This window comes from Streptomyces sp. NPDC057565 (genome assembly GCF_042801455.1).
GTDB classification, from domain to species: Bacteria; Actinomycetota; Actinomycetes; order Streptomycetales; family Streptomycetaceae; genus Streptomyces; species Streptomyces yanii.
This window is the reverse complement of sequence record NZ_JBHVFU010000071.1, coordinates 1-25,880: the sequence shown is the minus strand read 5'-3', so window position 1 is coordinate 25,880 and position 25,880 is coordinate 1. Positions and strand designations below refer to the sequence as shown.

At 67.4% G+C, this 25,880-nt stretch carries 29 protein-coding genes and 3 pseudogenes; 16 read left to right on the top strand and 16 right to left on the bottom strand.

Translation table 11 applies throughout. From position 1 onward, the window contains the following. Positions 1 to 246 precede the first annotated feature (246 nt). Both ACFU8W_RS45910 and ACFU8W_RS45905 read right to left on the bottom strand, forming a co-directional pair. Positions 247 to 1,047 (bottom strand): MerR family transcriptional regulator, encoded by an 801-nt coding sequence (locus tag ACFU8W_RS45910; protein WP_384051361.1) that lies wholly within the window; start codon positions 1,045 to 1,047, stop codon positions 247 to 249. 33 nt (positions 1,048 to 1,080) lie between these two features. After that, entirely contained in the window at positions 1,081 to 1,440 is a 360-nt protein-coding gene (locus ACFU8W_RS45905) for a hypothetical protein (protein ID WP_384051358.1), read from the bottom strand. Between the two features lie 50 nt (positions 1,441 to 1,490). Here ACFU8W_RS45905 and ACFU8W_RS45900 point away from each other — a divergent pair, with 50 nt between their 5' ends. Continuing rightward, positions 1,491 to 2,072, top strand: coding sequence for a hypothetical protein (locus tag ACFU8W_RS45900; protein WP_384051355.1), 582 nt, complete (start codon positions 1,491 to 1,493; stop codon positions 2,070 to 2,072). A gap of 526 nt (positions 2,073 to 2,598) precedes the next feature. Here the strand turns inward: ACFU8W_RS45900 and ACFU8W_RS45895 are convergent. From ACFU8W_RS45895 to ACFU8W_RS45880, 4 genes are all read right to left on the bottom strand, one after another. Further along, positions 2,599 to 3,219, bottom strand: a complete 621-nt coding sequence (locus ACFU8W_RS45895) for a nucleotidyltransferase domain-containing protein (RefSeq protein ID WP_384051352.1) — start codon at positions 3,217 to 3,219, stop codon at positions 2,599 to 2,601. A 263-nt stretch (positions 3,220 to 3,482) separates the two neighbouring features. Beyond that, positions 3,483 to 4,649, bottom strand: coding sequence for an IS30 family transposase (locus ACFU8W_RS45890; RefSeq protein ID WP_384051349.1), 1,167 nt, complete (start codon positions 4,647 to 4,649; stop codon positions 3,483 to 3,485). 103 nt (positions 4,650 to 4,752) lie between these two features. After that, a complete protein-coding gene (locus ACFU8W_RS45885; protein ID WP_384051346.1) occupies positions 4,753 to 5,577 on the bottom strand; it encodes an alpha/beta fold hydrolase in 825 nt (274 codons plus the stop codon). Positions 5,578 to 5,623: 46 nt separating this feature from the next. Next, positions 5,624 to 6,244, bottom strand: coding sequence for a TetR/AcrR family transcriptional regulator C-terminal domain-containing protein (locus ACFU8W_RS45880; RefSeq protein ID WP_384051343.1), 621 nt, complete (start codon positions 6,242 to 6,244; stop codon positions 5,624 to 5,626). 93 nt (positions 6,245 to 6,337) lie between these two features. Between ACFU8W_RS45880 and ACFU8W_RS45875 the strand changes: the two genes are divergently transcribed. From ACFU8W_RS45875 to ACFU8W_RS45865, 3 genes are all read left to right on the top strand, one after another. Next, positions 6,338 to 6,889, top strand: a complete 552-nt coding sequence (locus ACFU8W_RS45875) for a dihydrofolate reductase family protein (protein WP_384051340.1) — start codon at positions 6,338 to 6,340, stop codon at positions 6,887 to 6,889. A gap of 45 nt (positions 6,890 to 6,934) precedes the next feature. Continuing rightward, a complete protein-coding gene (locus ACFU8W_RS45870; protein ID WP_384051337.1) occupies positions 6,935 to 7,609 on the top strand; it encodes a DUF998 domain-containing protein in 675 nt (224 codons plus the stop codon). Between the two features lie 80 nt (positions 7,610 to 7,689). Then, complete coding sequence (locus ACFU8W_RS45865; RefSeq protein WP_384051335.1) at positions 7,690 to 7,902, top strand: DUF4287 domain-containing protein; 213 nt, start codon at positions 7,690 to 7,692, stop codon at positions 7,900 to 7,902. A 244-nt stretch (positions 7,903 to 8,146) separates the two neighbouring features. Here the strand turns inward: ACFU8W_RS45865 and ACFU8W_RS45860 are convergent, their stop codons facing one another. Then, the gene (locus ACFU8W_RS45860; RefSeq protein ID WP_384051332.1) at positions 8,147 to 8,950 is read right to left on the bottom strand and encodes a hypothetical protein; all 804 of its coding nucleotides are present in this window, start codon (positions 8,948 to 8,950) and stop codon (positions 8,147 to 8,149) included. 720 nt (positions 8,951 to 9,670) lie between these two features. Between ACFU8W_RS45860 and ACFU8W_RS45855 the strand changes: the two genes are divergently transcribed. Together ACFU8W_RS45855 and ACFU8W_RS45850 are read left to right on the top strand one after the other, a co-directional pair. Then, positions 9,671 to 9,868 carry a hypothetical protein gene (locus tag ACFU8W_RS45855; protein ID WP_384051389.1) on the top strand — a complete coding sequence of 66 codons (198 nt, stop codon included), beginning with the start codon at positions 9,671 to 9,673 and terminating at the stop codon, positions 9,866 to 9,868. Between the two features lie 146 nt (positions 9,869 to 10,014). Next, positions 10,015 to 10,449: a VOC family protein gene (locus ACFU8W_RS45850; protein ID WP_345515486.1), complete on the top strand. Its 435-nt coding sequence runs from the start codon at positions 10,015 to 10,017 to the stop codon at positions 10,447 to 10,449. Between the two features lie 70 nt (positions 10,450 to 10,519). Here the strand turns inward: ACFU8W_RS45850 and ACFU8W_RS45845 are convergent, their stop codons facing one another. The 5 genes and pseudogenes from ACFU8W_RS45845 to ACFU8W_RS45825 all read right to left on the bottom strand — a co-directional run bounded on the left by ACFU8W_RS45845 (position 10,520) and on the right by ACFU8W_RS45825 (position 13,519). Continuing rightward, the gene (locus ACFU8W_RS45845) at positions 10,520 to 11,233 is read right to left on the bottom strand and encodes a transposase (protein WP_384051386.1); all 714 of its coding nucleotides are present in this window, start codon (positions 11,231 to 11,233) and stop codon (positions 10,520 to 10,522) included. Between the two features lie 198 nt (positions 11,234 to 11,431). Continuing rightward, entirely contained in the window at positions 11,432 to 11,800 is a 369-nt protein-coding gene (locus ACFU8W_RS45840; RefSeq protein ID WP_384051329.1) for a hypothetical protein, read from the bottom strand. Positions 11,801 to 11,877: 77 nt separating this feature from the next. Then, positions 11,878 to 12,202 (bottom strand): annotated as a pseudogene (locus ACFU8W_RS45835) (transposase); the annotation flags it as partial. A gap of 77 nt (positions 12,203 to 12,279) precedes the next feature. Next, the gene (locus ACFU8W_RS45830; RefSeq protein WP_384051326.1) at positions 12,280 to 12,855 is read right to left on the bottom strand and encodes a histidine phosphatase family protein; all 576 of its coding nucleotides are present in this window, start codon (positions 12,853 to 12,855) and stop codon (positions 12,280 to 12,282) included. Positions 12,856 to 13,333: 478 nt separating this feature from the next. Further along, positions 13,334 to 13,519: a DUF1737 domain-containing protein gene (locus ACFU8W_RS45825; protein WP_345515482.1), complete on the bottom strand. Its 186-nt coding sequence runs from the start codon at positions 13,517 to 13,519 to the stop codon at positions 13,334 to 13,336. 300 nt (positions 13,520 to 13,819) lie between these two features. Here ACFU8W_RS45825 and ACFU8W_RS45820 point away from each other — a divergent pair, with 300 nt between their 5' ends. After that, on the top strand, positions 13,820 to 14,131 hold the full coding sequence (locus ACFU8W_RS45820) for a hypothetical protein (RefSeq protein ID WP_384051323.1): 312 nt from the start codon (positions 13,820 to 13,822) through the stop codon (positions 14,129 to 14,131). An 11-nt stretch (positions 14,132 to 14,142) separates the two neighbouring features. Here the strand turns inward: ACFU8W_RS45820 and ACFU8W_RS45815 are convergent, their stop codons facing one another. Further along, entirely contained in the window at positions 14,143 to 14,730 is a 588-nt protein-coding gene (locus ACFU8W_RS45815) for a histidine phosphatase family protein (protein ID WP_384051320.1), read from the bottom strand. A gap of 68 nt (positions 14,731 to 14,798) precedes the next feature. Here ACFU8W_RS45815 and ACFU8W_RS45810 point away from each other — a divergent pair, with 68 nt between their 5' ends. The 6 genes and pseudogenes from ACFU8W_RS45810 to ACFU8W_RS45785 all read left to right on the top strand — a co-directional run bounded on the left by ACFU8W_RS45810 (position 14,799) and on the right by ACFU8W_RS45785 (position 20,486). Next, positions 14,799 to 15,287: a hypothetical protein gene (locus ACFU8W_RS45810; protein WP_384051317.1), complete on the top strand. Its 489-nt coding sequence runs from the start codon at positions 14,799 to 14,801 to the stop codon at positions 15,285 to 15,287. A gap of 604 nt (positions 15,288 to 15,891) precedes the next feature. Beyond that, positions 15,892 to 16,254, top strand: coding sequence for a YciI family protein (locus ACFU8W_RS45805; RefSeq protein ID WP_384051314.1), 363 nt, complete (start codon positions 15,892 to 15,894; stop codon positions 16,252 to 16,254). Beyond that, the gene (locus ACFU8W_RS45800; RefSeq protein WP_384051311.1) at positions 16,251 to 17,504 is read left to right on the top strand and encodes an RNA polymerase sigma factor; all 1,254 of its coding nucleotides are present in this window, start codon (positions 16,251 to 16,253) and stop codon (positions 17,502 to 17,504) included. Before ACFU8W_RS45805 ends, ACFU8W_RS45800 begins: the two co-directional genes overlap by 4 nt. Then, positions 17,501 to 18,391 (top strand): alpha/beta fold hydrolase, encoded by an 891-nt coding sequence (locus ACFU8W_RS45795; protein WP_384051309.1) that lies wholly within the window; start codon positions 17,501 to 17,503, stop codon positions 18,389 to 18,391. Before ACFU8W_RS45800 ends, ACFU8W_RS45795 begins: the two co-directional genes overlap by 4 nt. A 282-nt stretch (positions 18,392 to 18,673) precedes the next feature. Beyond that, positions 18,674 to 20,191: pseudogene (locus ACFU8W_RS45790) on the top strand (hypothetical protein). A gap of 169 nt (positions 20,192 to 20,360) precedes the next feature. After that, positions 20,361 to 20,486, top strand: a complete 126-nt coding sequence (locus ACFU8W_RS45785; protein WP_384051306.1) for a hypothetical protein — start codon at positions 20,361 to 20,363, stop codon at positions 20,484 to 20,486. A gap of 14 nt (positions 20,487 to 20,500) precedes the next feature. On the opposite strand, the gene ACFU8W_RS45780 is transcribed toward ACFU8W_RS45785, so the two are convergent. After that, positions 20,501 to 21,802: a cytochrome P450 gene (locus tag ACFU8W_RS45780; protein WP_384051303.1), complete on the bottom strand. Its 1,302-nt coding sequence runs from the start codon at positions 21,800 to 21,802 to the stop codon at positions 20,501 to 20,503. 586 nt (positions 21,803 to 22,388) lie between these two features. On the opposite strand from ACFU8W_RS45780, the gene ACFU8W_RS45775 reads away from it, so the two are divergent. Further along, positions 22,389 to 22,985 carry a hypothetical protein gene (locus ACFU8W_RS45775; protein WP_384051300.1) on the top strand — a complete coding sequence of 199 codons (597 nt, stop codon included), beginning with the start codon at positions 22,389 to 22,391 and terminating at the stop codon, positions 22,983 to 22,985. A 13-nt stretch (positions 22,986 to 22,998) separates the two neighbouring features. On the opposite strand, the gene ACFU8W_RS45770 is transcribed toward ACFU8W_RS45775, so the two are convergent. Continuing rightward, positions 22,999 to 23,811 (bottom strand): hypothetical protein, encoded by an 813-nt coding sequence (locus ACFU8W_RS45770; RefSeq protein WP_384051297.1) that lies wholly within the window; start codon positions 23,809 to 23,811, stop codon positions 22,999 to 23,001. A gap of 181 nt (positions 23,812 to 23,992) precedes the next feature. Beyond that, entirely contained in the window at positions 23,993 to 24,517 is a 525-nt protein-coding gene (locus ACFU8W_RS45765; protein ID WP_384051294.1) for a hypothetical protein, read from the bottom strand. Between the two features lie 155 nt (positions 24,518 to 24,672). Between ACFU8W_RS45765 and ACFU8W_RS45760 the strand changes: the two are divergent. Then, positions 24,673 to 24,909, top strand: a pseudogene (locus tag ACFU8W_RS45760) (transposase family protein); the annotation flags it as partial. Positions 24,910 to 24,944: 35 nt separating this feature from the next. Continuing rightward, positions 24,945 to 25,442: a hypothetical protein gene (locus ACFU8W_RS45755; protein ID WP_345515471.1), complete on the top strand. Its 498-nt coding sequence runs from the start codon at positions 24,945 to 24,947 to the stop codon at positions 25,440 to 25,442. Positions 25,443 to 25,880: the final 438 nt, after the last annotated feature.

Below are 25,880 nucleotides of genomic sequence, written 5' to 3'. Positions count from 1 at the left end.
GAGCGCTGTGCCGGCCGACCCCCACTAACTTCGCTGACCCGTGATGGTGGAGTCCCTCGCGGCGGTGCCGCCGGTAGTCGAAGAGAAACAGTGCGGTCGCCCGGCCATGAGCGCAAGCACCGCCAGTTCCACCGCCAGCCATGCGACCGGGGCTACTCGGACCCCGCCAACAGCACACGTGAAGATCACGAGTTCGCATGGTGCGAGCGCGGCGAAGCCCCAGCGCACAGCCCTTCTCAGCGCCCTTCACCCGGCACGCTCCCTGAGCAGTTCGATGGCACGGCGCACAGCTGCCGCCTGGGCAGGAGCGAATTCCGCGAAGAGGGCGTCCGCGAAACCGCCCTCCTCACCTGATCCACCCTTGCCTTCAGCAGCGATCACCGACTTCGCCGCCTCGTCCGGGATGCTCTCGACGATGGCCTGGGCGGTCTCCTCCACCCGTGGATCGTCCTCGGCTGCCTCGGCCAGTGCGTCCATCTGGGCGTACACCGCGTAGGCGTGCCGCATGGCCTCGGCGTCGGCGCTCAGACTCTGCCCCATGGCGTAGAGCCAGTCGCGGTCGCCGCCCGGCGAGCCGGTCTCCAGCAGGGCCAGCAGCTCCCGCTCCTTGGCCGCCATCGCAGGCTCCGGTCCGGGCAACCGCGCTGAGGCACGGGCCATGTCGTCGAAGAGGGCGGCGAGTTCAGGAGAGACCGGGGCCTCGACGGGCAGCCGCCCGGTCCGGTCGGCCTGCTCGAGCAGGTGGCCCAGGCGGACGCGGCGCTGCCGGATGGCCTCCTCCTGGCGGGCCAGGTCGGCGTCCAGCTCAGCGAGGATCTCGACGAGATCCCTGCCCACGTCGTCCGCCAGAACGTCCTTCACTTCGTCCAGGCTCAGGCCGAGCTCGGTCAGACGGCGGATGCGGGCCAGTTCGACGGCGTCGCGCAGCTTGTATTCACGGTATCCGTTGGGCTGGCGTGGCGGCTCGGGGAGCAGCCCGATGCGGTGGTAGTGCCGCACGGCACGGGTGGTGATGCCGACGACGCCAGCGAGCTCTCCGATTCTCATGGCACCAGTAAAAACGTTGTCGCTGCGACAAGGTCAAGCGATTCCGATCACGGCAGATGACCTTGGCACTGCAAGGCGGGGTGACTTGAAGTCATCACCGTCCACGACAGGTGTCGCAACCCGTTCCTGCCGACTGCGGGGCGCTGAGCAGGCGAGATCCCGGCCAGCCAGCAGGCGCTCCTCGGTAAGACCGATAGAAGGGCAGTGGGCCGGGCACGCGGCCCAATCGCGGCGCGGGCTCGCCTCAGCGGCCACGTCCTGCGTCGTCGGCGCCGCCTTGTTCGTCGCCTGGTGGTCGCTCTGGCCGAACACCTGGTCCGCCAGGTTGTGGCCGACCGTCAGCACCGCCCAGGTCGAGCCGAACGCCGTCGGCATCGCGAGCTGCTCGATCATCGTTGGGCACCTCCAGCCGCAGCCAGGACGCCGTGGTCCAGAATCAGGTCATGGATGTCCCCAAGCTTCTGGAAGCTGCCTCCCTGCTGGTTCCCGAAGAGATCGCCACCGAGAACGACATCACGGTCAGCGACGTCTGGGAGTACCTCACCCACGACGAGTGGGAGTTGGCTCTCGGGCTCTTGGAGGAACTCGGCGAGGTCCGCCCGCTTCCGCTCAGCTTCTGGGAGACCCTCGCCACGGCTGCCGAGCAGATGCAGCTGGAGAAGAGCGCGGCCTGGTGTCGTTGGCGCTGCTACGAAACCCGCAACGGGATCATCCGCGCCGACCTCACCGTCCGACCGGCCAGTGAGGGTCGTCGGCAGACTCCCTTCTCCGGAGCCGGCGTTCTTCGGCCGATGTGGAACATCGGAAATCGAACCCCGACCGGCGAACCGGCTCTCAACATCGCGAGCCTCTGGGTCGAATTCACCCCGTTCCTGGGGCCCGGCGAGCGGTCTTCGGTGCGACTCGCACCTATCGACCCCTCGCAGTGGCGGCACCTCCAGCCCGGCCAAACGATCACCATGCACGAAGACCGAACCGTCGCAGGAACGGCTGTCGTCCTGGAGATTCAGGGGCCTGTGGCATAGAACTCGCTGTCCCTCGCTCCGGCTGTTGGTGCAGGGAAGGTGTGTTGACCGCACCTTCCCTGGCCCATCGAGCAGGACGGGAACGACCGGTGCCGAACCTCGGGCTCCGCTGCGGCGCAGACAATGGACCACATCAACTTCCTGGGGCGGTACGCCTTCACCCGGCCGCCGGCGCCGGGCCTACGGCAGCTGCGCGACCCGCACAGCGACGACGAGACCGATGACGGCGAGGACTCATAGCCGCAGGCCAATGCCGTCGAAGTCGGTCTGGCCCGGGCCACCGCCCATGGCTCCGGGCCGGACTGGGACGAGGATGTCGCCCGGCTCTCCCCGCTCAAGCATCGCAACCTCAACGTGCCTGGCCGCTGCAACAGCTTCACCGCCTCCACGCCCGCCGCCGGTGCGCTGCGGCCCCTGCGGGACCCGGACGCGCCGGAACTGACGAGGACGATGGCGGCGGGGAGTGCTGAGTGTCATGAGCCGACAAGGGCGGGGAGGCACTTCGGCCGGCCGTGTGCCGCTTCAGTCAGTGTCCTTGGTCGATGACGTCGTGGAGGTATTGCAGGGTGAGCTTCTCGGCGTGGTGGCGGCGTTCAACGATTGCTCCACCGGCATCGGACCGCCGGCGGTAGAGCTCGACGGCGGCGAGGAGGGCCTGTCCGGCCTCGTGGCGGTCGTAGCCGCACAGCGTCGCCTGAAGGTCGCACGCCTCTTCGGGCGCGATGGTTTCGAGGTGGCGTACGCCGCGGGGCATTGCGCCCACCCGGCGAGCGGCCAAGGGGCCGAGCACGGTCTCGCGCAGGTAGTTGAGGAAGCCAATGGTCTCGAACAGTTCACCGCGGCCGAGCTTCGTCGCGCCGTAGTGCACCCAGATCCAGAACCGGTCCTCGAACCACTGGAGGTCGAGCGCCGGAGTGGCCGGCGGCTGCTGGGCGAGGGCACCGGCCAGGATTCCGTCCCGGTCCCACAGGACCTCCGGATTCTCGATGTGCTCGGCGAAGTCGGAAGCCCGCACGAACTTGAAGTCGACATGCAGGAGGGGCGGCCCGACGAGCGTGATGATCAGGCGCGGCTCACCGACATGCTCCCCGGTGAATCCGGCCACCAGGGAGGCCCAGGAGCCGATCAGCGCGAGCCGTTCCTGCATGACCGCGTCGTACGCCTCGTCATCGATGACCAGGATCAGGTCTACGTCTCAGTAGGCATCGGGGTGGCCCCCTGCGATTGACCCGGTGATCGCCACGCCGGCCACGCGCGCATCCTGCCGGATCCGGGGAAGCGCGTCGCTGAGGAACTCGCTGTGCAAGGAGGGGACATCCATTGCTTTCCTTCCGATCGGAGCAAAGCAGGCCAACGTAACAGGCAGCCGGGTGAGAATCGCAACTCGAATTCTCACAAACGGCGGCGAGCTCAAGCGGTCAGTGCATCACCGCTGTTCAGAAGGTCGGCGTAGACCTCTGCCGGAGTCCGGTAGCCGTGGGTCTTGCGTGGACGGTGGTTGAGTTCGTGGGCGATGGCGTCGAGGTCGGCCTGGCTGAACGTGCGGAGGTCTGCGGCCTTGGGGAGGTACTGCCGCAGCAGCCGGTTGGTGTTCTCGTTGGTGCCGCGCTGCCATGGGCTCCGCGGCTTGCAGAGGGAGATCGGCATACCTGTCTCGGCGGTGATGGTTTGGTGCTCGGCCATCTCCCGGCCCCGGTCCCAGGTGAGCGTCCGCCGCAGCTGGGACGGGATGCTGAGGAGGCTGCGGGTGAGGTGCGGTGCGACCTGCTCGGCTTTGATGCCGTCCGGCAACGCGACGATGGTTGCGTACCGGCTGGTGCGCTCAACGAGCGTCGCGACCGCTGATGGCCGTGTGCCCATCACGAGGTCGCCCTCCCAGTGGCCAGGCACCGTGCGGTCCTCAACCTCGGCGGGGCGGGTGCTGATGGACACCCTGCCGCGGATGACTCCCCGCCCGGTGGGCCGACGGGCGACCTTCGGCCGGCGCATGGGACGGGCTGTCCGCAGTTTCTGGGTGAGGTTGCGGTCGATCGCCTGGCGGCGGCGCGGGTCGAAGAGCGAGAGGTAGATCGCCTCGTGCGAGACCTGCATGGGGACGTCGCTGGGGAACTGCCGTCGCAGCCGGCCCGCGATCTGCTCGGGCGACCAGCACAGGTCCCATTTGGCCTCCATCAACGCCCGCGGAGTGGGCTGTTGGGCGAGCTCGGCCTGCTTGGGCCGCCGCCCACGCGCGTAGGCGGCCACATCTGCGGGCGCGGCACGGTAGTGGTCTCGGCCGCCGTTGCGCGCGATCTCGCGGGAGACCGTCGATGCTGATCTGCCCAGTCGCTTGGCCAAGTGCCGGGCTGGCTCACCGGCTGCGATCCCGCCGGATATCTCCTCGCGCTCGCTGCCGGTCAGATGCCGCTTCGACCGCAGCTGTGGGGCCTGCCGGACGCCGCCGCTCTGGTACAGAAACCGGCGAACGTGATGCATCGACGTCCCAAGCGCCCGCCCCATCAGACTGAACGACTCCCCCTCACGCCAGCGTCTCCAGATCTCGTCCTGCTGAGCCGGCGAAATCCCGTAGTCACGCACGTGTGCCTCCACGACCACGTGATCATCCGTGGGTGGTGTGTTGATCACTTGAGGGTGCCGTCGTTTGCCGACACTCGGGCATGCCGCGTCTGTGTGTCGGGAGTCAGGTCTGCTTTGTGGTGGGAGGTTCGGTGGTGTCTCGGAGGAACTGTTCGAGTGCCGCTTGCAGGATGTCGGGTTGTTCCAGGTGGAGGTCGTGTCCCACCCCGGGGACGCTCATGGCGACCGTCTCGGGTCGCTGCTGGAGCATCCTGTCGCATTCCTCCGGAGCGATGATGCCGGTTTGGCCGAGGACGGCCAGCGTCGGGCAGGTGATGCTTGCCCACTCGTCCCAGTAGGAACGCTGGGCATTCTCGGCCAGGGAGTCGACCATCACGTCGCGGTCGAAGCGCGGCCACCACGCGCCGTCACGATTCTCCAGTCCGGCAGCCCAGCCCTCGCCGACCGGGCCGCCGCCGAGGAACGCCGCGGCGGCCTCTCTCGACGGGAACGGGGCCGGCCACGAGTCGAGCCATCTGCCGATGTCGGCGGGAACATCCGGACTCGGCCCGCCGGGTCCGGCCTCGACGAGTACGAGCGCGCGGACGAGGTCGGGATGCGCGGCGGCGGTGAGCATGGCGGCGTGGCCGCCGAGCGACTGGCCGATCAGGACGGGCTGCCGGAGCCCCAGTTGATCGAGGACCGCGACGACGTCGGCGACGTACGCGGCGCGCGAGCGATCACGAGGGTGCCGCTCGCTGGCACCGTGGCCGCGCTGGTCGACGGCGACGACCCGGTAGTGGGGGCTCAGATCGCGGGCGACGGCGTCCCATTCGCCCGCGTGCCCGGCCAGCCCGTGCAGCAGGAGGACGGGGGTCCCTGATCCGCCCCAGTCGCGGCAGGACAGTCGGACGCCATCGCGTTCCACGGTGCGTTCGGACCAGGTCATGCGGCCTCTTTCCCGTTCTGGAAGGTCAGCTGTTGCGGTGTGGTGGTCAGCGGTAGGCGGCGAGGAAGACTCGCGTGCCGACAGCGGCGTAGCGGTCGAGGTCGGCCTCGGTGTGCTGGGAGCGGCCGGTGAACATGGCCTTGTTCACCGGGATCCACAGCAGCAGCCCGGAGAAATGATTCGCGGCCAGGAGCGCGTCGTCGATGCGGAGCAGCCCTTCGTCGGCCAGGCGCTGGAAGGTCGCAGCCAGCGTTGCGAGCCCCCGTTCGAAGCCCTTCTCGTACCACTCGGTACCGAGGTCGGGGAAGACGTCGGCGTTGGCGATGATCAGGCGCCGCAGCTGGATGACTTGGGGGTGAGTGAGAGTGGTCAGAAACCGGCGGGCGAGCCCGGTCAGGTTCTCTTCCAGGTTGGCGGCGTCGGTCGGGACGTCGGCCAGCAGGTCAATCGCGGTGTCGAGCCGGTCGGTGGTGGCCAGGACGATGGCGGCGAAGAGCTTCTCCTTGTCGGAGAAGTGTTTGTAGACGGTCTGCTTGGACACCGCGGCCAGTCTCGCGATGTCGTCCATGCTGGTGCCCGCGTAACCCTTCTCCATGAACACCGCGGTCGCGGCCTCCATGATCGCCTGGTGCTTGCGGGCCGAGCGGCCTTGTCCGGTGGTGTCCATGTATCTCCTCCAATGAGTACTGGACAGTCTAGTTCCTGCGTGAGTACTGTACCGTCCAGTTCCGAACGCGGGGCGCATTCACGGAGGAAAACCATGCGGAAGATCGTTGCGGGCCTGTTCATGTCTCTGGACGGCGTCGTGGAAGGACCGGAGAAGTGGGGCATGCCCTACAACACCGGAGAGGCGGCCGAGGCGGTCACCCGGCTGTTCGACGACGCCGACACCGCCCTGCTGGGCCGCAGCACCTATCAAATGTGGAGCACGTTCTTCCCGCACGTCACCAGCGAGCAGGTGCCCACCGCCGACTGGCTGAACGCCGCTCCGAAGTACGTCGTCTCCTCCACCCTCACCGAGGTCGGCCAGTGGCAAGGCAGCCACCTGATCACGGGCGACGACGTCGCCGGTCAGATCCAGGCCCTCAAGCAGCAGCCCGGCGGCAACATCAACGTCGGCGGCAGCATCACCCTCGTCCAGTGGCTCATGAGCAACGGCCTGCTGGACGACCTCTACCTGCAGATCGCTCCCGTCATCGCCGGTACCGGCCGCAGCCTCGCCGATGGCGAGCAGATCCCCATGCACCTGGCTGCCACGCGCGCCTTCGCCAACGGCGTCATCGAAGCCCACTACACCCCCCAGCCTCGCTGACCCGTCCGACCGTCCCCTCCGCCCACGGCCAGGAAAGACCTCCACATGTCCCAGACGCTCAACCCCCCGGCCGCTCTCGATGTACCCCGGACCCGCCCGGCGCCACGGCTCCTGCCGGCCGCCGGCATCGCGGCAGGCCCGTTCTTCCTCGCAGCGGGCCTGGCCCAGGGCCTGACCCGGGACGGCTTCGACTTCACCCGCAACGCCCTCAGCCAGCTGAGCCTCGGCGACCTCGGGTGGATCCAGGTCACCGCCTTCCTGCTCACCGGCCTGCTGGTCATCGGCGGGGCGATCGCGACAAGACGGGCGCTGCGTGGTGCTCCGGGCGGCACCTGGGCGCCCCGGCTGCTCGGCGCGTTCGGTGCCTCGTTCCTCGTCGCTGGGGTCTTCCCCGCCGATCCGGGGGCCGGGTTCCCCGCTGGTGCCCCCGAGGACCGGGTCACCTCCCTGAGCGCACACGGCACCGTCCACTTGCTTGCCGGCACGGTCGGCTACCTCGCGCTGTGTGCCGCGTTCCTCGTGCTCGCCCGGCACTTCGCCGCCCGTCGACAGCGCGGCTGGGCACTCGCCGCCCGCCTCGTGCCGGTCGGAGTCCTCGCTGGATTCGCCGCCTCCGCCGCCACAGTGGCGGCCTTCACCATCGGAGCAGGACTCGGCCTGCTCGGGCTCAGCGTCGTCACTACCCGGCTGATGGTCGCGACGCCCCCGGTGCGGCGGTAGCCGCCCCCTCCCTTGCCCGCCACTCCCCGGCAAGGCGACAATCCAAGATCACTAAGCGTGAACGGACGGGATTCAGCAACATGACCGAACCAGTGAAGGGCCCCGCCAGCTACTTCCCCTCGATCGAGAAGAAGTACGGCCGCCCGATCGTCGAGTGGAAGGACCTGATCCGCTCCTCACCCCTGACCAAGCACATGGAGCTCGTCTCCTGGCTCAAGACCGAGCACGGCCTGGGCCACGGCCACGCCAACGCGCTCGTCGCGCACACCCTCGCCGAGGACAGCGGAAAGTGAACCGCGCTTAACCTCGATCAGAAGCAGACCAATGGCCTCTCACGTGATCATCCGTGGGAGGCCGCGGTGCTTGTCCGGTCCCCGGTCGACCGGGCGCGGGGCACGGCAACCGACAACCCAAGGTCGAGCCGCTTGCTCATATCGAGGCGGAAGGTGCCGTATGAAGGCTGTGATCTGCCGGTTGCCGAGTGGCGCCTCGCCGACTGACGAACGCACGGGCGGGCGTTCTGCGCGGTCGGTCGGGTCAGACGTGGCAGCGTACGTTGACTAGCAGTGTGTCGGCGCGCAGTGCGAGGAGATAGGACTGGACACCCAGGTGCCCCTCGTCGACGTCCGGCTCGTGGACGCAATCGGCACGACTGTGGCACGCGCCGTGCTGGGGTGCTTCGTCCAGTTCGTACCACCATCCACCTAGAGTCAGGACGTTGCGCGAAGGCAAGAGGCTGAACTCGTAGGTCGCGACGTATTCCTCGCGGCTGTGTTGGCCAATACCGACCGCGTCCCAGCCGAAGGAGAAGTGGTCCGCGATATCTGGCCGGGCCATTGTCGGCGCGACCTTGGCCCAGGCGCGGACGGCCGGCTGGGCACGGTAGTCGGCGGCCTCCTGTGACGTTTCGTACGAGGCCCTGGTCCCTGCGGCGGCGAGGTGACGGTAAAAGAACACCGACTCGTCGTCCGCAGCCGGGTGGCGGGAGGCTACCTCCCGCCAGCGATCCCAGACCCGGCCCGCGTGCTCGGCGCCCCTCACTCGGAGGGCATCGCGGAAATCGATCAGCCCCCTCGGCCCACCCGCGCACATTCCCGGCAGACCGGGCTCCAACGTGCCGTCCCAGCGGGGACAATCCATGATCAGCCGCGGGTCGTCCTCGTAGTCGGCCAGCACCGGCAGGCCCACCGACCCGCCGCAGATCCGAAAGTCGTCCCACACATCCCGTTCCACGGCGCCCACACCGTCTCGCGCGAAGGGCGCCATCGCCTCCGCGACCGCCTCGTCCACTCTTTCCACGGCCGAACTGGGCAGGCACACGATGATCGACATTCCAGCCATCCTGGGATCGTAGGCAGGAAGATCACTGCATGCCATCCCATCCTCGGCGAACTGACGAGTCTCAGCCAGCCCAAATGGGCGCTCGGCTACACGAAAAGCCTGCGCAGCGTCACCGGGTACGCGTGTGAACTCCCCGTGATCAAGAATTCCGGCAGGGTCGGCCTCACCTGACAAGCCAGATAAAAAAGACTGTCATTTCAGGTGACGCCAGATCAACTTCATACACGCGATAGCGCCAAGCTCGGTCCGTATAGCGGAGCCAACCAAAGTGCTTACAGACAGCCGTTCGTCGGCGGTATCCAGAGCGGCCAGGACATACGCCTCGATATCGGTGTTCCACTGGAAGCCGCACTCTTCGAGAGCGGCGACGGTCCGTTCACCGCGATCCGCCCCGGTGGCAGGAGCCACAACTGTCACGGAATACACACTCCGCCCCACGGACAAGGCTTCCGCCGTCAACGGTGATCACGGTGTGGCCCGCCACCGGCGCAGATGGCAGCTCAACGGCGCGGCGAGCGTGCTCTCGGCGCTCCCCACTCGCCTCACCGCGAACCATCCCGGAAACCAATCTGGCGTGACGGATATGCCCTTGGACAACACATCCCGACAGCCCTCTGCCCGGACGCGGCCGGTGGCCCACTGTCCATAGCCCAACGCGTCCCATATGCTCCTGACTTGGCCTGCCCGCCCATTTCAGGAGGTGTCGTGCCACGCAACACGATGTTTTGCTACACCTGCGACTCCGACGAACCACATCGTCCTCTCACTGCCCTGGAGAAGGCCTGGCTCAAGGAGCGCACGAGCCGGAAGAACGTCGAGGGCTTCTTCATGTGCAAGGCGCCCAACTGTCGGAATGTGCGCGCAGGCTTTAACAAGCGCCCCTTCGACCCAGTCATCCGTGTTCCCCTGCCCGACTGACCCGCCAAGCTCCGCGACGACGTCGACGCCCTGGACGACTACCTCCCGCCGCATGTGGCTGCGATCGTGTGGCGGTGACCGGTAGCCAGGCCTCACCGGCAACGGTGTCGGGTCGGCCAACAGAGTCCGCCTGCTATGGTGCGCCGATGTCAGCGATCAAGAAGTTCCAAGTCACCTTTGACTGCGCAGAACCTGAGCGCCTCGCTCGTTTCTGGTGCGAGGTGTTGGGGTACGTCGCACCGCCGCCACCGGAGGGATTCACCACCTGGGAGGATTTCAACTGCACCCTGCCCCCTGAGAAGCAGGGTTCATGGTTCGCCTGCAGTGATCCCTCAGGTGTGGGCCCGCGCCTGTACTTCCAGCGCGTCCCCGAAGGCAAGATCGTCAAGAACCGGGTGCATCTCGACGTCCGGGTCGGCACCGGGCTCGTGGGGGACGAGCGCCTCGCCACGCTCGAAGCTGAGTGCGCACGACTGGTTGCGCTCGGTGCGACCCACGTGCAAACGCTGTATGCCGATGAGGAAAACGAGTCGTGCATCCCAATGCTGGACATCGAGGGCAACGAATTCTGTATCGACTGAGCATTCTCCGAGCCGGGGAGGCAGGGAGCCGCCTCCCCTGAGCCTCTCTGGTCCTCGTATGGAGCGGGAGTTACCCCGTGAGGGCGAGGGTGTGCAGCCGGGCGATGCCAAGCATGGCGGTGTGAGCGCCGTCGCCTTTCGGACGGCAGTCACGAAGGATCTTCCATGCCTTCATCCGCGCGAAGGCGTGCTCGACGCAGGCCCGGACCTTGCGGTGGGAGGTGTTGTGCTCCTCTTTCCAAGCTGGCAGTTCGGTCCGGCCGCGTTCACGGCGGTGCGGGATGAGCAGGCCGGTGCCCCGATAGCCGCCGTCCGCGATGACTGTGGCCCGGCCGACGACGGCCTTCGCACCGGAAAGTTCCCACGCCTTGCAATCGTTGCGGTTGCCCGTGACCGGTCGGCCAACGACGACGAGTCGGGTATCGGCGTCGATGACGACTTGGTGGTTGGTCGAGTACCGGTAGTTCTTCGACTGCTCGGCAACCGTACGATCCCGCGTGCGCACTAGGGTGCCGTCGACGATCAGCAGGGCGTCCTTACGGAACCGCTGACGGGGCTGAAGCGGCGGCGACGGTCCGAGGTGGCCGATGATGCGGTTGGCGGCCGACTTCGACACCTCGAACAGCGGGGCGAGCTGCCGCAGCGTCAAGTTCGTACGCCAGTAAGCCGCTACGAGCAGGACCCGGTCCTCCAGAGTCAGGCTCCACGGTCGGCCCTTGCGCACCTGGTCCGTACTTTCGCACCGCATCGCAGTGACCAGCTTGCCGAACTGCCGCAGGTTCAGCCCGGTGAACGGGGCTGTCGAGTCCGACTACCGCGAATGCCACGCCGTCGAGTGCGGGATCAACCGCCTCAAGAGGCACCGGGCCGTTGCAACTCGATACGCCTGTGACGATGTTCAGGTGCCGCTCCGGGCGGTGGCCTGACTCGCGATACGAGTGGCTGTGAGGACTGCGTCGTGCGGATCCCGTCCGCACGACGTTCACCGCAGTGGTTCCACAGGTGCCCACGGGGTCCAGGGCAGAGCTTCGCGCCAGCCTGGCCGCCCAAAGGCCCAGTTCTGAAGCACCTCGGCAACAGGTTCCACGGCGAACACCGAGTGCTCGCGCGGCACCAGGGCCTGGAAGTGCTTGTCCGGGCCACCTTCGCGATATTCAACCTGGTAGCTCAGGTCATCGTTGAGATAGACCCGCATGTAGTGCTGGCCGGCAGGTTCGAGGTCAAGCCGTTCTACAACGACAATGCGCCAGGTCAGGCTCATGTCGGCCAGCAGGTCTTGCAGCTGTTCCTCGGACGGGTCGTCCCATGGTGTCCCGTCCCACTCAATCGCCCGCAGCACCGGTGTTGCCATGAGGGCAACTTTACTGGCCGATCAGGCAGCGGACATCAGTGGGCGTCCGCTTATGAAACAGGCCCTGATCTTGTTCTTTAACCTTTCCGATCTTGATGGTCGGTCAGGGTGAGGCCGCGTTTGGCGGTCTTTCCGACGTCGTGGCGGGGTGCGGGCCTGCGGTTCTTGGAGCCTGGTGGGCGTCCGGGGCCGGCCTGCCGGGTTTGGGTGTACCAGCGAGCAGGGCGGTCGCCGGGCGGATGTTCCGGAACCCGCGGCGGACCCTGGCCGGGGTGAGTCGGCCCGGGGTGGCGGGCTTTTCCCAGGGGCGGCGGAAGTCCTCAGCGAGCGAGCGGGCGAGGCGGAATTGGGTGTGGACGGCGATGAGATCCAGGTGCAGCGGTCCGCGGTGTGCGGTGTGCGGTGTGCGGTGTGCGGTGTGCGGTGTGCGGTGTGCGGTGTGCGGATGATCAACCACGGGCTGAGGTTGATGAACAAGCTCAGGTGCTCGGCAGTGACACCACGGGACCGTGGGACTCGACGGTCAGCGCATCTGTGCCGAACCGCATCCGGTGCCAGCCGCCCCGGTCCACGACGGGAGGCGGGGACGCATGGCCGTAGAGGGCCAGCGCCTGGGCCACAAACACAGGGATAACGTCACCGTGCGAGCAAGCCACCACGTGGCCACCGGGGTGGGCGTTGCCCATCACGATCAGCACCGCAAGGGCTGCCCCGGCCATCCAGGCTCCGCCCAGCTCCCGCTGGAACGGGGAGAAGAACCCTTCGGTCCATTCCCGCGGCTGGTAGGTGCCATCGGGGGTAGCCAGGCCCGGAGCGGTCGCAATGCTCAGGCCGAAGGACCGGGCCAGCGGCTCGACCGTCTGCACACACCGTTTCGCCGGGCTGGAATAGATCGCATCGATGCTGTCCCGCATGACCGCGGGCAGGGAGCCGGCCTGGGTCAGGCCCTGTGGGCTCAGTGGGCGCGCCAACTCTTTGCCCGTCCAACCCTCACGTGCGACCGACTGGGCGTGGGGTACTAGGTCCACAGTCAGGTCGTCCAGTGCCGTGATCATTCGCGGATGGTAGCCACCGCGGCCACCGCCGTCCACAGAAATCGCCTGGAGGCCGCCCGAAGCACCGATGACCGGCGGTAACCACAGCGGCGATGCCGCCACCGAACGAGGGCCGTGACTGCCCGCAGTCAGCGCGCAGGTTGAAGAACAAGCTAATCCAATCCGCAACCGGGTGCCGGCCTCGATCGACACCCGAGGAAATGACATGTTGCCTGGGACGAACTTGGCATGGCATGGCGTGAGACAGCCTGAAGAGCAGCAGGTCAGAGCGATGCTCGATGCCATGGATCGCAAGATCCTGCAGTTTCCCGCTTCGGGGCGAGTTCTTCGAGCAGCTCGCCGAAGTGTGCGCGGGAGCCCCTGGACAGGGCAGGATGGGAACAGGCCGCACGGGCCCAGGTAAGCGTCACAACTCACCCAACCTGTACGGCCGTTCTTACGTCACGGCCGATCGCGCCCACGGCCGCTCGCGCAGTCCCTACGACTGTGCCGACCAGATCAGCGCCTGGGCGACGATGACACTCTCACCGTTGAAGGTGATGGCCGGACCTTCGTGCAGTTCGTAGCCAAGACCGATCGCTTCGCTCACACGCTGGCAGAACGTGGCGTCGTCCGGTCCGGTCAAGACTCGATAGATAGGCAATCCATCTGGCGGTGTGCTCATGAGGAGAAGGATCCCAGACATACCCGCCCCCTGAGCCAGCGGCCCAGCATGTCCCGAAGCCAATCGCTCCCCAGGTCGTAACTTCGTCGGTCGCGTTCTCATCGCTCCTGTCAGGGTCGGTTGCGGCACATACGCGAGGGTCGGAGGTACCGATGGGCCCGGGGCTGGTCGGTGTCGAGCCTGCTCAATCGCCCGGCGGCCCGACTCGCCAGGGCGCTTACCGCGCCTGCCGACTTCCTCGATCCTCAACACGCCCTGCCCCGGCCGGAACACGTGATCGGTCGGTTCTGCCGATGCTGCATGGCCCGCCGTCGCCCATCGGCCACCATCGTGATCGTCCGCGCGCCCGCACACCTGCACCTCTGCCCGCGTCACGAACGTTGGATCCGCCCCACGCACGACATCCCGCTCGTCTCTCTGCCCGAGGTCCTCCAAGCCCAGCACCGCCTCGACCTGCTCACCCGTCGTCAGGACCGCGGGATTCAGCAGGCCCTCGATCTCGCATGGAAGATCATCGACGAGTGGCCCGCCAGCGGCCTGCCGCTCGACCTCGGGCGGGAGTGGGGCCGTCGCCTTGACCGGAAGGTCATCGTCAGAGCAAATGTCGCCTGACGTGCCAGCCGCTACGGCAGGCTCCAGGCGAGCACGACCGGCTGCTCGTGCTCCAGGCCCAGAATGCTGATGGTGCCTGGATGCGGGTGGCCGAACAGTCGGCTGGCTGACGGGTCCAGGCCGAGCCAGCGCGAGGTGAGAACACGCTGCAGGTGACCGTGGGCCACGATCGCGACGTCACCATCGTTCAGCATCGGCCGCACCCGCTCCAGCACCGCGTCCGTGCGCGCGGCCACCTGATGGAGCTGTTCGCCCGGATGGTCGGCGTCGCCGGGGACGACGCCGTCGCGCCACAGATCCCAGCCCGGCCGCATCTGCTGGATCTGCGCCGCAGTCAGGCCCTCATAGCCGCCGTAGTCCCACTCGACCAGGTCCGCGTCGGGCGTGACGCCGGACAGGCCCGCCAACTCGGCGGTCCGCAGCGCGCGACTCAGGGGACTGCTGAATATGGCGACCAGGTCGCGGCCGGCCAGCTTCGGGGCGAGCGCCTTGGCCGCGGCCACGCCTGCGTCCGTCAGCGCAAGATCCGTTCGGCCGCCGTGCTGGCCCGTCCGGCTCCATTCGGTCTCACCATGCCTGATCATTATCAACTCGCCCATGGCCGAGGAAGATATCCCACATCGAAGTACCGGGTGAACGTTGCCTGACGTGGCATTAGGCTCCGGCTATGTCGCCGCAGCGCCAGTCCGCAAGTTCCTCCGACGAGCAGCTGTCGACCATCGACAGCTTGAGCGCACTGCCGTTCCCCGATGAGAAAGGCTGGCCCGGAATGGGCGGCCAGTGGGGCGGGCCCGGGTTTCACCTGGCCGTGCTGCGAGAGAGCCAGGACTTCTGGGAGGACCGGAGCAACGAGATCGTCGAGCCTGCCGAACGAGAGCTGGAAGCCGAACTCGCCGGTCTGGCTGCCGTCCTCACCGAACGCTGGGGTGCACCGGAGACGATTGATCTGTGGCCGTATCTCGGGTTCGACAACCCCGACCCTGACTTCAGGGCTCGTGAGCCGGTTGCCTTCCTATGCGGCGTCGCCGTCGACATGCGAGTGTGGCGGCTGCCGAACTCCGAGCGCTGGATCGGCCTGGCCCTTGGCCAGGCCGATCCAGAGTGGCCGTTCCAGCTGCTTGCCGCTGTTGGTGAAGCGGCCTCGCTTGTGCAGTGACGATACGTTCTTCGGACTGGCGGGCGGCGGGTCCCATGCGGAGTCGAGGGGAAACGTGTCAGGTGAGCGGCTTTGATGCGTAGTGGGTCCGAACCTGGCAGGAGCATGCCGACGTGCACTCACGAAGCTGATGCAGTCGTTCCTCACGATGCACGGCTTCCCGCCCGGCCAAAACGCCGTGACGCTTGCAACGGACGACAGCCATCAGGCGACGGACGCTCGGTGCGGGCTCGGGTGATGGCGAGTCGGTGGATCGTTCATGCTCACGCGCGGCGCCACGTTCGGTGGCTTGCGTCTTGACGGCGGCTGATGAGCTCTTCCGTGGTGCCTGTCTGCCGGGCGAGGAGGGCTCTCAGGGGCGGGGAGTTCCAGCGGGAGTTCTGTAGGACGGATGCCCTCGCCCGCCCGGGGCCCGGGGCCAGCGTCAGCGCTGAGCCAGGTTGTAGGTTGATCGCTTGCGTCGCTCCCGTGTATGGGTCGGTCAACGGCAGCGTGAAAAATCTCGAAGAAAGTTGTCGTCGGATGTCGAGGGCCCGTCTCCCGCTCCGACCAAGGGGTAACAGCGCGCCAGCGGGGCGCGCGCGGTATGGGGAGGTCACCCGAGATGAAGTACGTCGCGATGATCTACGGCAACCAGGCCAAGTGGGACTCCTTCCCGGCCGAGGCGTGGCCGGAGGCGATCGCCAAGCAGGAGGCGTTCAACAAGAAGTACCGCGAAAGCGGTGAACTGCTGGGCGCCTACGGCCTGGCGGACGCGGCCAACGCCCAGCTCGTGCGCCGCAAGGACGGCGCCCCGGTGGTCACCGACGGCCCGTACCTGGAGACCAAGGAGTACATCGCCAGCTTCTACATGCTGGACTGCGACAGTCTGGAGCGGGCGCAGGAGATCGCCGCGGACATGCCGTTCGCCGATGTGGAGCCGGTGGAGCTGTGGCCGGTGCTGCACGAGTCCGCGGGAGACATGTGACCGCCGTGCTCCATGCCGCCGAGGACCTGCTGCGCGAGCTGGCGCCGCAGGTCCTCGGCGCGCTCGTACGCCGCTACGGCATGTTCGACGCGTGCGAGGACGCGGTCCAGGAAGCGCTGCTGGCCGCCGCCCTGCAGTGGCCGGGGACGGGAGTGCCGGACAATCCCCGGGGCTGGCTGGTCACCGTCGCTGGCCGCAAGCTGGTCGACGAGTTCCGCAGCGAGAGCGCGCGGCGCCGCCGCGAGGACACCCTCGCCCTGGCCACCCCGCAAGCCGAGCTGCTGAGCCATGCGGCCAACGCCGTGCCCTCCACGGACCGGGACGACTCGTTGGCTCTGCTGTTCCTGTGCTGCCACCCCGCGCTGTCCCCGGCCAGCCGGATCGCGCTGACTCTGCGCGCGGTCGGCGGTCTGACCACGACGCAGATCGCCGTGGCCTTCCTGGTCCCCGAGGCGACCATGGCCCAACGCATCAGTCGCGCCAAGCAGACCATCAGGGCGTCCGGCACCGTACTGGCCATGCCGGAAGGGGCCGACTTCGCCGAGCGGCTGGCAGAGGTGCGGCATGTGCTCTACCTCGTCTTCAGCGAGGGCTACTCCACCACTGGCAGCGCCGACCTGACCGCGCCGGAACTGTCCACCGAGGCAATCCGCCTCACTCGGATGCTGCACCGTCTGGTGCCCGACGACACCGAGACCGCCGGCCTCCTCGCGCTGATGCTGCTGACCGACGCTCGCCGTCCAGCCCGCACCGGCCTGTCCGGGGAACTGGTGCCGCTGGCCGAACAGGACCGCAGCCTGTGGGACCGCCGGCTCATCGCCGAGGGCGTCGGTCTGATCAGCCGGACCTTGCCCTGCGGCCAGGTCGGCCCTTACCAACTGCAGGCGGCCATCGCCGCCGTGCACGACGAGGCCGGGAACACCGATGCCACCGACTGGCCGCAGATTCTCGCCCTGTACGACCTCCTGCAGCAGTTCGGACCGAACCCGATGGTCAGCCTCAACCGCGCCGTCGCCGTGGCCATGGTCCACGGCCCGACCGCCGGCCTCGACCTGGTGGCGGAGCTGGAGACCGACAAACGCCTGACTCGTCACCACCGGCTGCTCGCCACACGTGCCCACCTGCTGGAGCTGCTGGGCGAACGGGAGGCCGCTGTACGTTCCTATCGTGAGGCCGCTCGCCGCACCACCAGTGCCCCCGAGCGCCGCCATCTCACCGATCGCGCCCACCGACTGGAGAACCCGGCTTGACCTGGACCGAGCGCACCGTGGTACGCGACGGCGTCCGAATCTCCTGCCGAGAATGGCTCGCACCGGGAGCAGGACAGCCCGTCCTCCTGTTGCACGGATTGGCAGGGCACGCAGGCGAATGGGACACCGTCGCTCAGGCCCTGAGTACCCGTCACCGGATCATCGCCGTCGACCAGCGTGGCCACGGCGCCAGTGAACGCCACCCGCGCGATGTCTCCCGGGCTGCGTACGTCGGTGATGTCGTCGCTGTGATTCATCAGCTCGAACTGCGCCAGCCTGCCCTGGTCGGCCAATCGCTGGGCGGCCACACCGCCTTGCTCACAGCCGCCAGGCACCCCGACCTCATCGGCGCGATCGCCCTTGTCGAGGCCGGCCCAGGAGGCCCGAATCCGAAGGTCCAGGCAGAGATCGGTGGGTGGCTCGACTCCTGGCCCATGCCGTTCCCCTCTCGTGAAGCCGCTGTCGCGTTCCATGGCGGTGGGCCGGTCGGTGAAGGCTGGGCCGCAGGTCTGGAGGAACGCGGCGACGGGTGGTGGCCTCGCTTCGACCGGGACGTGATGGTCGCTTCCCTGGCGGAGAACGCCCGGCAATCCTTCTGGGACGAGTGGGCGCGCATCACGTGCCCGACCTTGGTCGTGCTGGCGCAGTCCGGCATCATCCCGCCTGAAGAGATCCGTGCCATGCTCGACCGCCGACCGCAGACGTCGGCCGTCAGCATTCCCGGGACGGGACACGACCTGCACCTGGAACAACCCGCCGTCCTTCGCGAGCTGCTTCAGAAATTCCTCGAAGAGAACGCCGAGCATCGCACCCACGGACAGACTGACCCGGACACCGCGGAGCCTGGCCGAAATGTGTGGCGAAAGCCGGCCCCATCGGCACTTTGACAGCAGTTCGGCCGGACGGTGGCACCAGCTACTGACAACGCCCGTGCAGCTGGGCCTTCTTCCGGTCGGAGCTGGTCAGGGCGCGGGGAGGGGCAGGAGGCCATGGATGACCAGATGCCAACCGTAAGGGGCGGGCATCGGGCGCATCTGGACGCCGGTGCGCAGCGGCTTCACCGATTCGCCAGGTACGGCGCCGAGCACGTGTCCGGGCGCCCCACTGACAACTCGTTGAGAGCAAAAAAATCCCGAACTCATCATTCACGTTCCAGGCAGGATGCCTCTGTGCATCACATCCTGTGCGGGCTCGCCGCCAACCCAGCCCTGTCGTCCAAGCTGGTCGACCGGCTGATATCCATTGCGGACGACGATATCGCCACGAGCCTCGCCTGTCGCGCAGACCTCAGCCGTGCTCAGGCGGTCGCGTTGGCCGAGCGTGTCGACGAGAGCGCGGCGCAGCTCGCGTACAAGGGTCGTCTGACTGCCGCCGACATCGATCCCTCTGTCTGGCCCGATGCCGCCCTCGCCCTGCTCGACCAAGGTGTCGGCCGCCCGGAGTGGGCGCGTCTCCTTGCGGCGGATCCGGTCCGTGAGCGCCGGGAGAAGCTGGCAGCCTGCCCCGGCCTCCCGTCCGACGTGGTGGACACGCTCGCGGCGGACCCGGACGTACATGTCGTGGCCGCGCTCGCCTGGTGGACCACCCCGGACGTTGCCGCGAGGCTCGCGGGGCATCCGCACGCCGAGGTCCGCCGCGCGGTGGCGGGCAACGAGGCGACACCCCCAGCCGTACTGGCAGCGTTGGTGACCGGGGAGGGGCTGCCTGCGACGCGACGCTGTCTGGTCTGTGACCGCGAGAAGACCCCCTTCGTTCACGATCCGCAGTGCCTACGGCTCGACTGCGATCTGCTGCCGGGCGCCTCCTGCGACGGCTCCCACGAGTCCACCGTCCATGACATGCGGAGGGAGGCGCTCCTTAACCCTGCCACCCCCATCGAAGCCGTCGCCGGCTTCGCGGACCATCCGTCGATGCTGTTGCGCTGGGCGCTCGCCGCCCGCCGGGACCTGCCCCCGCAGGCGTGCGCGCGGCTCGCCTCGGACCCCACTCCCGGTGTCCGCGCCGACCTTGCGGAAAATCCCGCGATCGACGATGCCCTGATCCGTGCGCTGGCCGACGACCGTGACCCCGACGTGCGCCGCAGGCTTGCGCACCATCCCCATGTACCGCTCGACGTGCTCACCCACCTGGCCCGAACTGCCAAGATCGGCACCACTCTTCTGCCCCGTATTTCTGCCGCCTCTCCCGCCGAGGTCGAAGAGCTGGCAAAGTCAGCGGACCCGGCTGCCCGCATGCTCGTAGCCTAACGACGCGATTTGCCGCCCGAGATCCGCGACCGGCTGGCCGACGACCCCGACGCGAAGGTGGTCAAGTCCCTCGCTCCGCACCCGGGCCTCACCGAAGCGCAGTTGCGCGCCATGGTCGACCGACACGGTGTCCGTGTCCTGGCCAAGGTGGCGACCAACCCAGACGTGCCCCCGGCACTGCTGGAGGACCTGGTCCGGCACCAACCAGCGGTGCAGAAGGTATTCCGCGAGGTTGCCCGGCATCGCCGGGCGACGGCCTCAGCCCTGCTCGTCTGCCTGGCGGACAAACGAGCGAGACCCATAGCCGCTGGCCACCCAGCACTCCCGCCACCGGTCATCGCAGAGTTGCTCGCCGACGCGGACCGGCAGGTAGTGGAAGCAGCAGCAGCCAACCCGTCCCTGTCGCCTGCCGTGATATCGGATCTGATGTGCCGGCAGTGAGCGCACAGCCCGCCCAGTAGACCGCTCACTTGCCAAGTGGAGCGCTTTACCTTGTTGGCGGGGTGATCGCTTCGTAAGGACACGTCGGCGTGGTCGACTGCAGGACCAGTCAACCGATCAACGAGGGGGCTCGGGTGCCCGAGCTCTGGGCGGGGACGGATGGCAGGGCTTGTCATTGGTTCCAGCCAATTTCTCCCCGGCCGCGCCCGCCGACGGCTACGACATGACGACGACCGCCGCCGTCCTCGACCACGGCGGCGCCGGCCCGGCGGTCCTGGTCGCGGCCTGTCACTGAAAGCAGGACTGCCCTCAGCTGCGCAGGGTGGCGCGCAGGCGCAGGCCGGCGGTGGTGAGGCCTTCGAAGGTGGTGACCTGGTGGCTGGGTTCCGGTCCGGGCGGTTCGCTCAAGTGGTAGCAGCGGGCGGTCTGTGCAGTCAGGAGCGTCAGCATCGCCATGGCCAGGGCCGCTCCCTCGCAGCCGTGCGGCCCGGTGCCGAAGGAGAGGAAGACTCCGGGTTTCGTCGGCGAGCCCGCATCGTCGAGCCAGCGCTCGGGGTGGAACTGCTCCGGCTCGGAGTGTTCCCGTGCGTCGCGGTGGGCGGTGTAGGGGCAGACGAGAACGGTGGACCCGGCGTCGATGGTGTAGCCGGCGAGCTGAGTCCGTCGCGGGGCGCGCCGGGTCAGTAGCCAGCTCGGGGGGTGCAGTCGGAGCACTTCGCGTACCAGTGCCTGGGTGTATGGCAGGCGGTCGAGGTGGGTGCTGGTGGTCGCGGCCGGGTCCGCGGGCAGGAAGGCGGCTTCGGCCGCGACGCGGTCCGCTGCCTGGGGGTACCGGGCCAGGTGGAGCAGGATCCATCCGGCTGCGCGGGAAGGTGTCTCGAAGGTGGCGATGGTGATTCCGGGGAGAGTGTCGACGATGGCCTCTTCCGGCAGCAGGCCGTAGCGGGAGGAGGGCCGGAGCATCTCCCCCAGCACGTCGTCTCCGAGCCGGCCCGATGAACGGCGCCGGCGGACGATGGGCCGCAGAGCGTTGGTGAAGGCGACTTGCTGCCGTGTGCGGAACCGCCGTGCCGGTGTGGGGACCCAGCGCGGCCATACCCAGCGCGAGGGGCGTACGAGCACCTCCCGGGCCACGAAGAGCTGTGCGGCAAAGGGCAGCAGGGTGGGAGCGTCTTCGGAGAAGAGGTAGCGCACGCCGACCTCTGCCAGGGCATGCCGGACCGGGGGCAGAATCTCGACGTCCTGGCCCGCGGGCCACTGATCAACAAATCGAGCGGTCCCGGGCGCTATCTCACCGATCCGGGCTGCAACCGCCTGCGCGCGTAGTCCGCGCATGCGGGCGGCGTGAGCGTGCGAACGCTCCTCGGACGTCCGTGCCCCGCTCGACCGCTTCAACGGCGGGAAGAGAGGCGAGGGCACCTTGGGAAAGTCCTTCCCGCGGCGCAGGACCGCTTCACACGGCCCGGCCGCAGCGGCTACGTAGACACCCGGCTCCAGCTGCCAGACGTCCCCGCACTCGTCAGCGCCACGGCGCGCCACTGCCAGCCGGTCGCGGCTCCAGGCCGCGAAGCTGCCCTCGGGCAACCGCGGCGGCTCATTCACTCGGCCCATGAGATCGCCCCTGACCCTCGTACCTGTCCAGGCCGATATCGTCAGCACCTTAGCCGGAAACCGGCGGGCGCCCGGGGCACCCGCCGGCAGTGCGGTCAGCTCCAATCGTCGCCGCCTACACACCCCAGTCGTGTTCCCCGTACGCACCGTAGTGGCGGGTGAAGGACAGCTTGCCGAGCAGCTTGGCGATCATGATGTACTCCTCTCGCCTGCCTTCAGGGCCAAATCCCATATACACAATATTGCCATATATAGCGCATATGTCATATATGGCATATTTAAAGAATTAGCCGCGCGCATGGATATAAGACGCGTGCTTGCGAGCTGGGCTGCGGGGGCTAGGAACGGTCGAGAAACGACGGACCGAGAACCGACACCAAGGGCCTTCCCGCAGATGACGGGACCGCTTCACCCGGTCTCAACTCGGTGGTACCGCAGCTCAGCGTTACCGGTGTTGGTAAGGATGGCTATTTCGTAGCAGTGAGTTTGTGCCTCCGAGGCCCCATCGGCGGACCGTTTGCCTCCTGGGCTTTTGTTGTCAGTGGGCGGCCGTAGCCTGTCCCCACGATCTTGGAGGGGAGCAACGATGGGGTTCTCGGGAGAGCTGGTCTTCGGCCGCAGCGACCGTCCACTACTGGAGGCGCCGGTGTTCGAGGGAATCCACGGCAGGGACACGGTCCACGTCGATTGGCCACGCGCAGGTGGCTGGCAGACGCTGCAGTTTGACGACGATGTCATCAAGAACCCGGAAGCGACGCTGCGAACGCTGGTGGAGTGGACGGGTGCTCCGGTCTGCGTAGCCTCCGTCTATGACAGTGACGTTGCCATTGTGAACGGTCTAGGGCCAGGCGTGGAGCTCTGGGGGGCCTGCCTGAACCTGGAGAAAGCAGCCGGATTGTGGGCGGAAGTTCCCGATGATGTCGATGACATGAGCGAGTGGATCATTACGCCAGCGTTCGCTGAGGCCGTCGACCGTAAGCGCGCCGAGCTGGACGCCCAGGTGCCGGGCGATGCCCAGGGGGCACTGGATTGGGCCCGCTCCGCGGGCTTTGGGCACTCGGTCGCTGCGGCGTCGATCGAGGAGGTCCTGCGCTCGCGGGAGGTCTTCGTTGAGGACTTGTTTGATGAGCTGCTTGATCGGCTGGGTTTTCCAGAGGCCGTTGCCCCGGAAGGCCGGCGCTGATCTCGTCTGCCAGTCATTCCGGTCGGGGCTGGCCATCGGTGGGGCCGGGCAGCGGGAGTCTGCTGCCCCCGCCGGGATGCAGGGTTGCGTAGGCCAGGTAGTCCGTCCCGGCTCGTTCGGCGTAGCGCGTCGCCGTCTTGGGGCTGATGCCGAGCGCGTCGGCAAGGACGGAGGGAGGGGCTTGCCGGACCAGCTGAATCCAGGCGCGTGAGCGTGTGGCCATGGCGGGGATGCCGCTCTCGCGGAGGATGTTCTCAACGGTGTAGACGTGCATCGTCCGGCCGGGCATGCGGCCGGGAAACGCCAGGGGCGAGTCCGGGTTCGCCGCCGTGGTGAGTCCGGGGCGTGTGGCGAGATGGACACGGATCACGGCAGCGGCCGGTTCCGGGACGTCCGTCCAGTTCTTGCCGAGTTTGACCTGCAGTCCGTCAGGGCCTTCGCGGAACTCGTCCATGCGCATGGTGACGATCCGGGAGATCGGCTGCCCGAAGAGCACGAGCATGATGCCGATGGCTCGGTGCGCGGCGGGCAGGGTCTCGTGGAGGAGGAGAGCGCGCAGCGCTTCGATGTGGTCCTTTTCGCTGGCCAGCGGGCCGTTGCCGTGTGGCTGCCAGGGAACTTCGATCTTGTGGACCAGCCTCTGTTTGATGGCCCAGTAGAGGAAGTTGTTGGCGTGGCCGCGGGTGCTGGTGCCGTTGCTGAACCAGGCGGCAATGTCGTGCTGGGTGCACTCGTTGAGCCGTCGTCCGCGTTCGGCGAGCCAGTGGAGGAACTGGATGGCGACGGTGGTGTGCTGCTTGGCGCGCAGGAACGCATTCGCGGCCACAGGACCGTGATGGGACTGGTCCCGGAGGCGTCGCATGACGTGCCAGCGCGTGTAGTACTCAATGAGTTTGCGCCGATTTCACCGGAGGTGGAGCGGACCAGCCTGACACGGTCGGGGCCCGCCCCCTAGTGGAGACAGGCCCCGCCGCCATCATCCGCCACAGGTTGGCCCTTGAGCCCCTTTAGCCGACGGAAACCACAGGTTCAGGCCCCGGAAAGTTCGGAGGGAGCCCATGCGGTGCGGCCGTCCCAGAGCACAGCCAGGCGAGATAGCCCGTAAGGCTGCCCTCGTAGTGGTACCAGTCGTCATTCCGCCCGGCCACAACGACTGTCCATTCGTTGGGCTGCCCTGCTGTGCGCCAGTAGAACTCGTCCCCGTCAATCGAGCTGCCCCACAGCAGCAACCCTCCCGATTCCGGGAACGCAGGGTAGCCACCCAGCATGCCCTTCTGCGCCATACCCTCGGCACCGGCGAGATCCTCTCTCGCCACCTCGACGAATCCCGCCTCGTTTCCTGGGGCCGGCGACGTCACGGAGAGGAATTGCCCGATCTCCAGCCGAGGGTACGACTCCGCCAAAGCGATGTAGTCGTCTGGCAGCCCAGTCCCCAACCCGTCGAAGACCACCTGCCAGTCGATGCGCCGTGGAACCTCGAGACGCTGCACCATCAGCCCCGGTAGCGCAGCCTCCAGGGATGCGATACTCAACAGCAACCTCCGTTCGGGTTCTTGTTTTCTATCCGCACACTGAGCCCTTATCAACTTGACTGAACTGACCACGAGTTGAACGGGGCTGATGGAGCGAAGAAGCTCCTGGTAGACGGTGTCATGACCAAGATCCACCGTACTGCCAGTAGCGTCGAGTGGTTGCGTACCCGTCGGCGATCGACCTGTCCAGCCGCACCGCGCGCTACCTGACCGCGCGACGCCGCGAGACCGGAACTCGATGGCGACGCCTGACGGCTGGGCGCCAGGCCCTGCTCGCCCTCGCTCATCTGCGGTTCTGCGACACTTACGCCCGGCTCGCCATCGGGTTCGGGATCGGGACGTTCTACCGCTATATCCGCGAGGCCGTCGACCTACTGTCCGCCCTCGCTCCACCCTGCCCTCATCGAACAGCAGCAATGATGCTTCCGTGGCGACAAAACTTGAGCTCTTCGCGGACTACTTCCAGATCTACGTCATGGACGACGACTCCGAGGCAACCAAGACTGGCATCGGTGACGTGTGGACCGAACAGGCCATCCTGGACGGGCTCGGCGTCGCCGAACACGCTCTGGCCTTCGGCACGGCTGTCAACGTAACGGTCGACGTCACCATCGGCCTCCTCACGGGCCAGCCGGACGATGACAGCGACGACTTCGACCACGTCGTCGAGGCAAGCCTCAACCTGGCCTCGGGACGACTCGTCGTGCTCGGCTGCACTGACTACATCCCCGACGCAGCACGCTTTGACATGCCCGCCGGATGGATCCGTATCCGGACGTCGCGGCGGAACCTCGAAGCCGCAGCCTTCCCCGACCTCGACAGCGAGGATGAGCCCGAAGACATGGAGGAGATCCGAATCCAAGCATGGCCGGCACCGCACTCTCAGCCCCACATCATCAAGCGGTGGACACCGCCCGAGGCGTAGGCCGCGCGTTGCTGGCCCGGCCCGGAACATCTCCACCGTGAGCGTCGCCGAGCCGCTGAGAGTCGCCCAACACAGCAGGGGCCTCCTCGCGTGGTCAAGTCCGTGCGCACCGATGCGTGAAGTTGTCACCTCTGGTCTGAATGGGCACTGCAATACGATCGCCGCTCCCAGGACCTGCCGCTTTTGCGATTCCTCCTCCGGGACTAAGCCTCGATCCACCGACGTGCTCTGAAGATGATCTCTTGATCGTTTTGTGAGCTGGTTTCGGTCGGTGGCCGTGGGTGGGCAGGTTGTTTCTGCTGGTCTGCCCAGCTTTTCCACGGGTTCGGTTCCGGTCGGGCCTTGGCGGGCGGGGTGGTCAGGGGATCAGGCCGGTGCGGGTGGGTCGTGGACGGTGCGGAAGAGGTGTGTCCAGGCTTGCTCCCAGGGCCAGTTGTA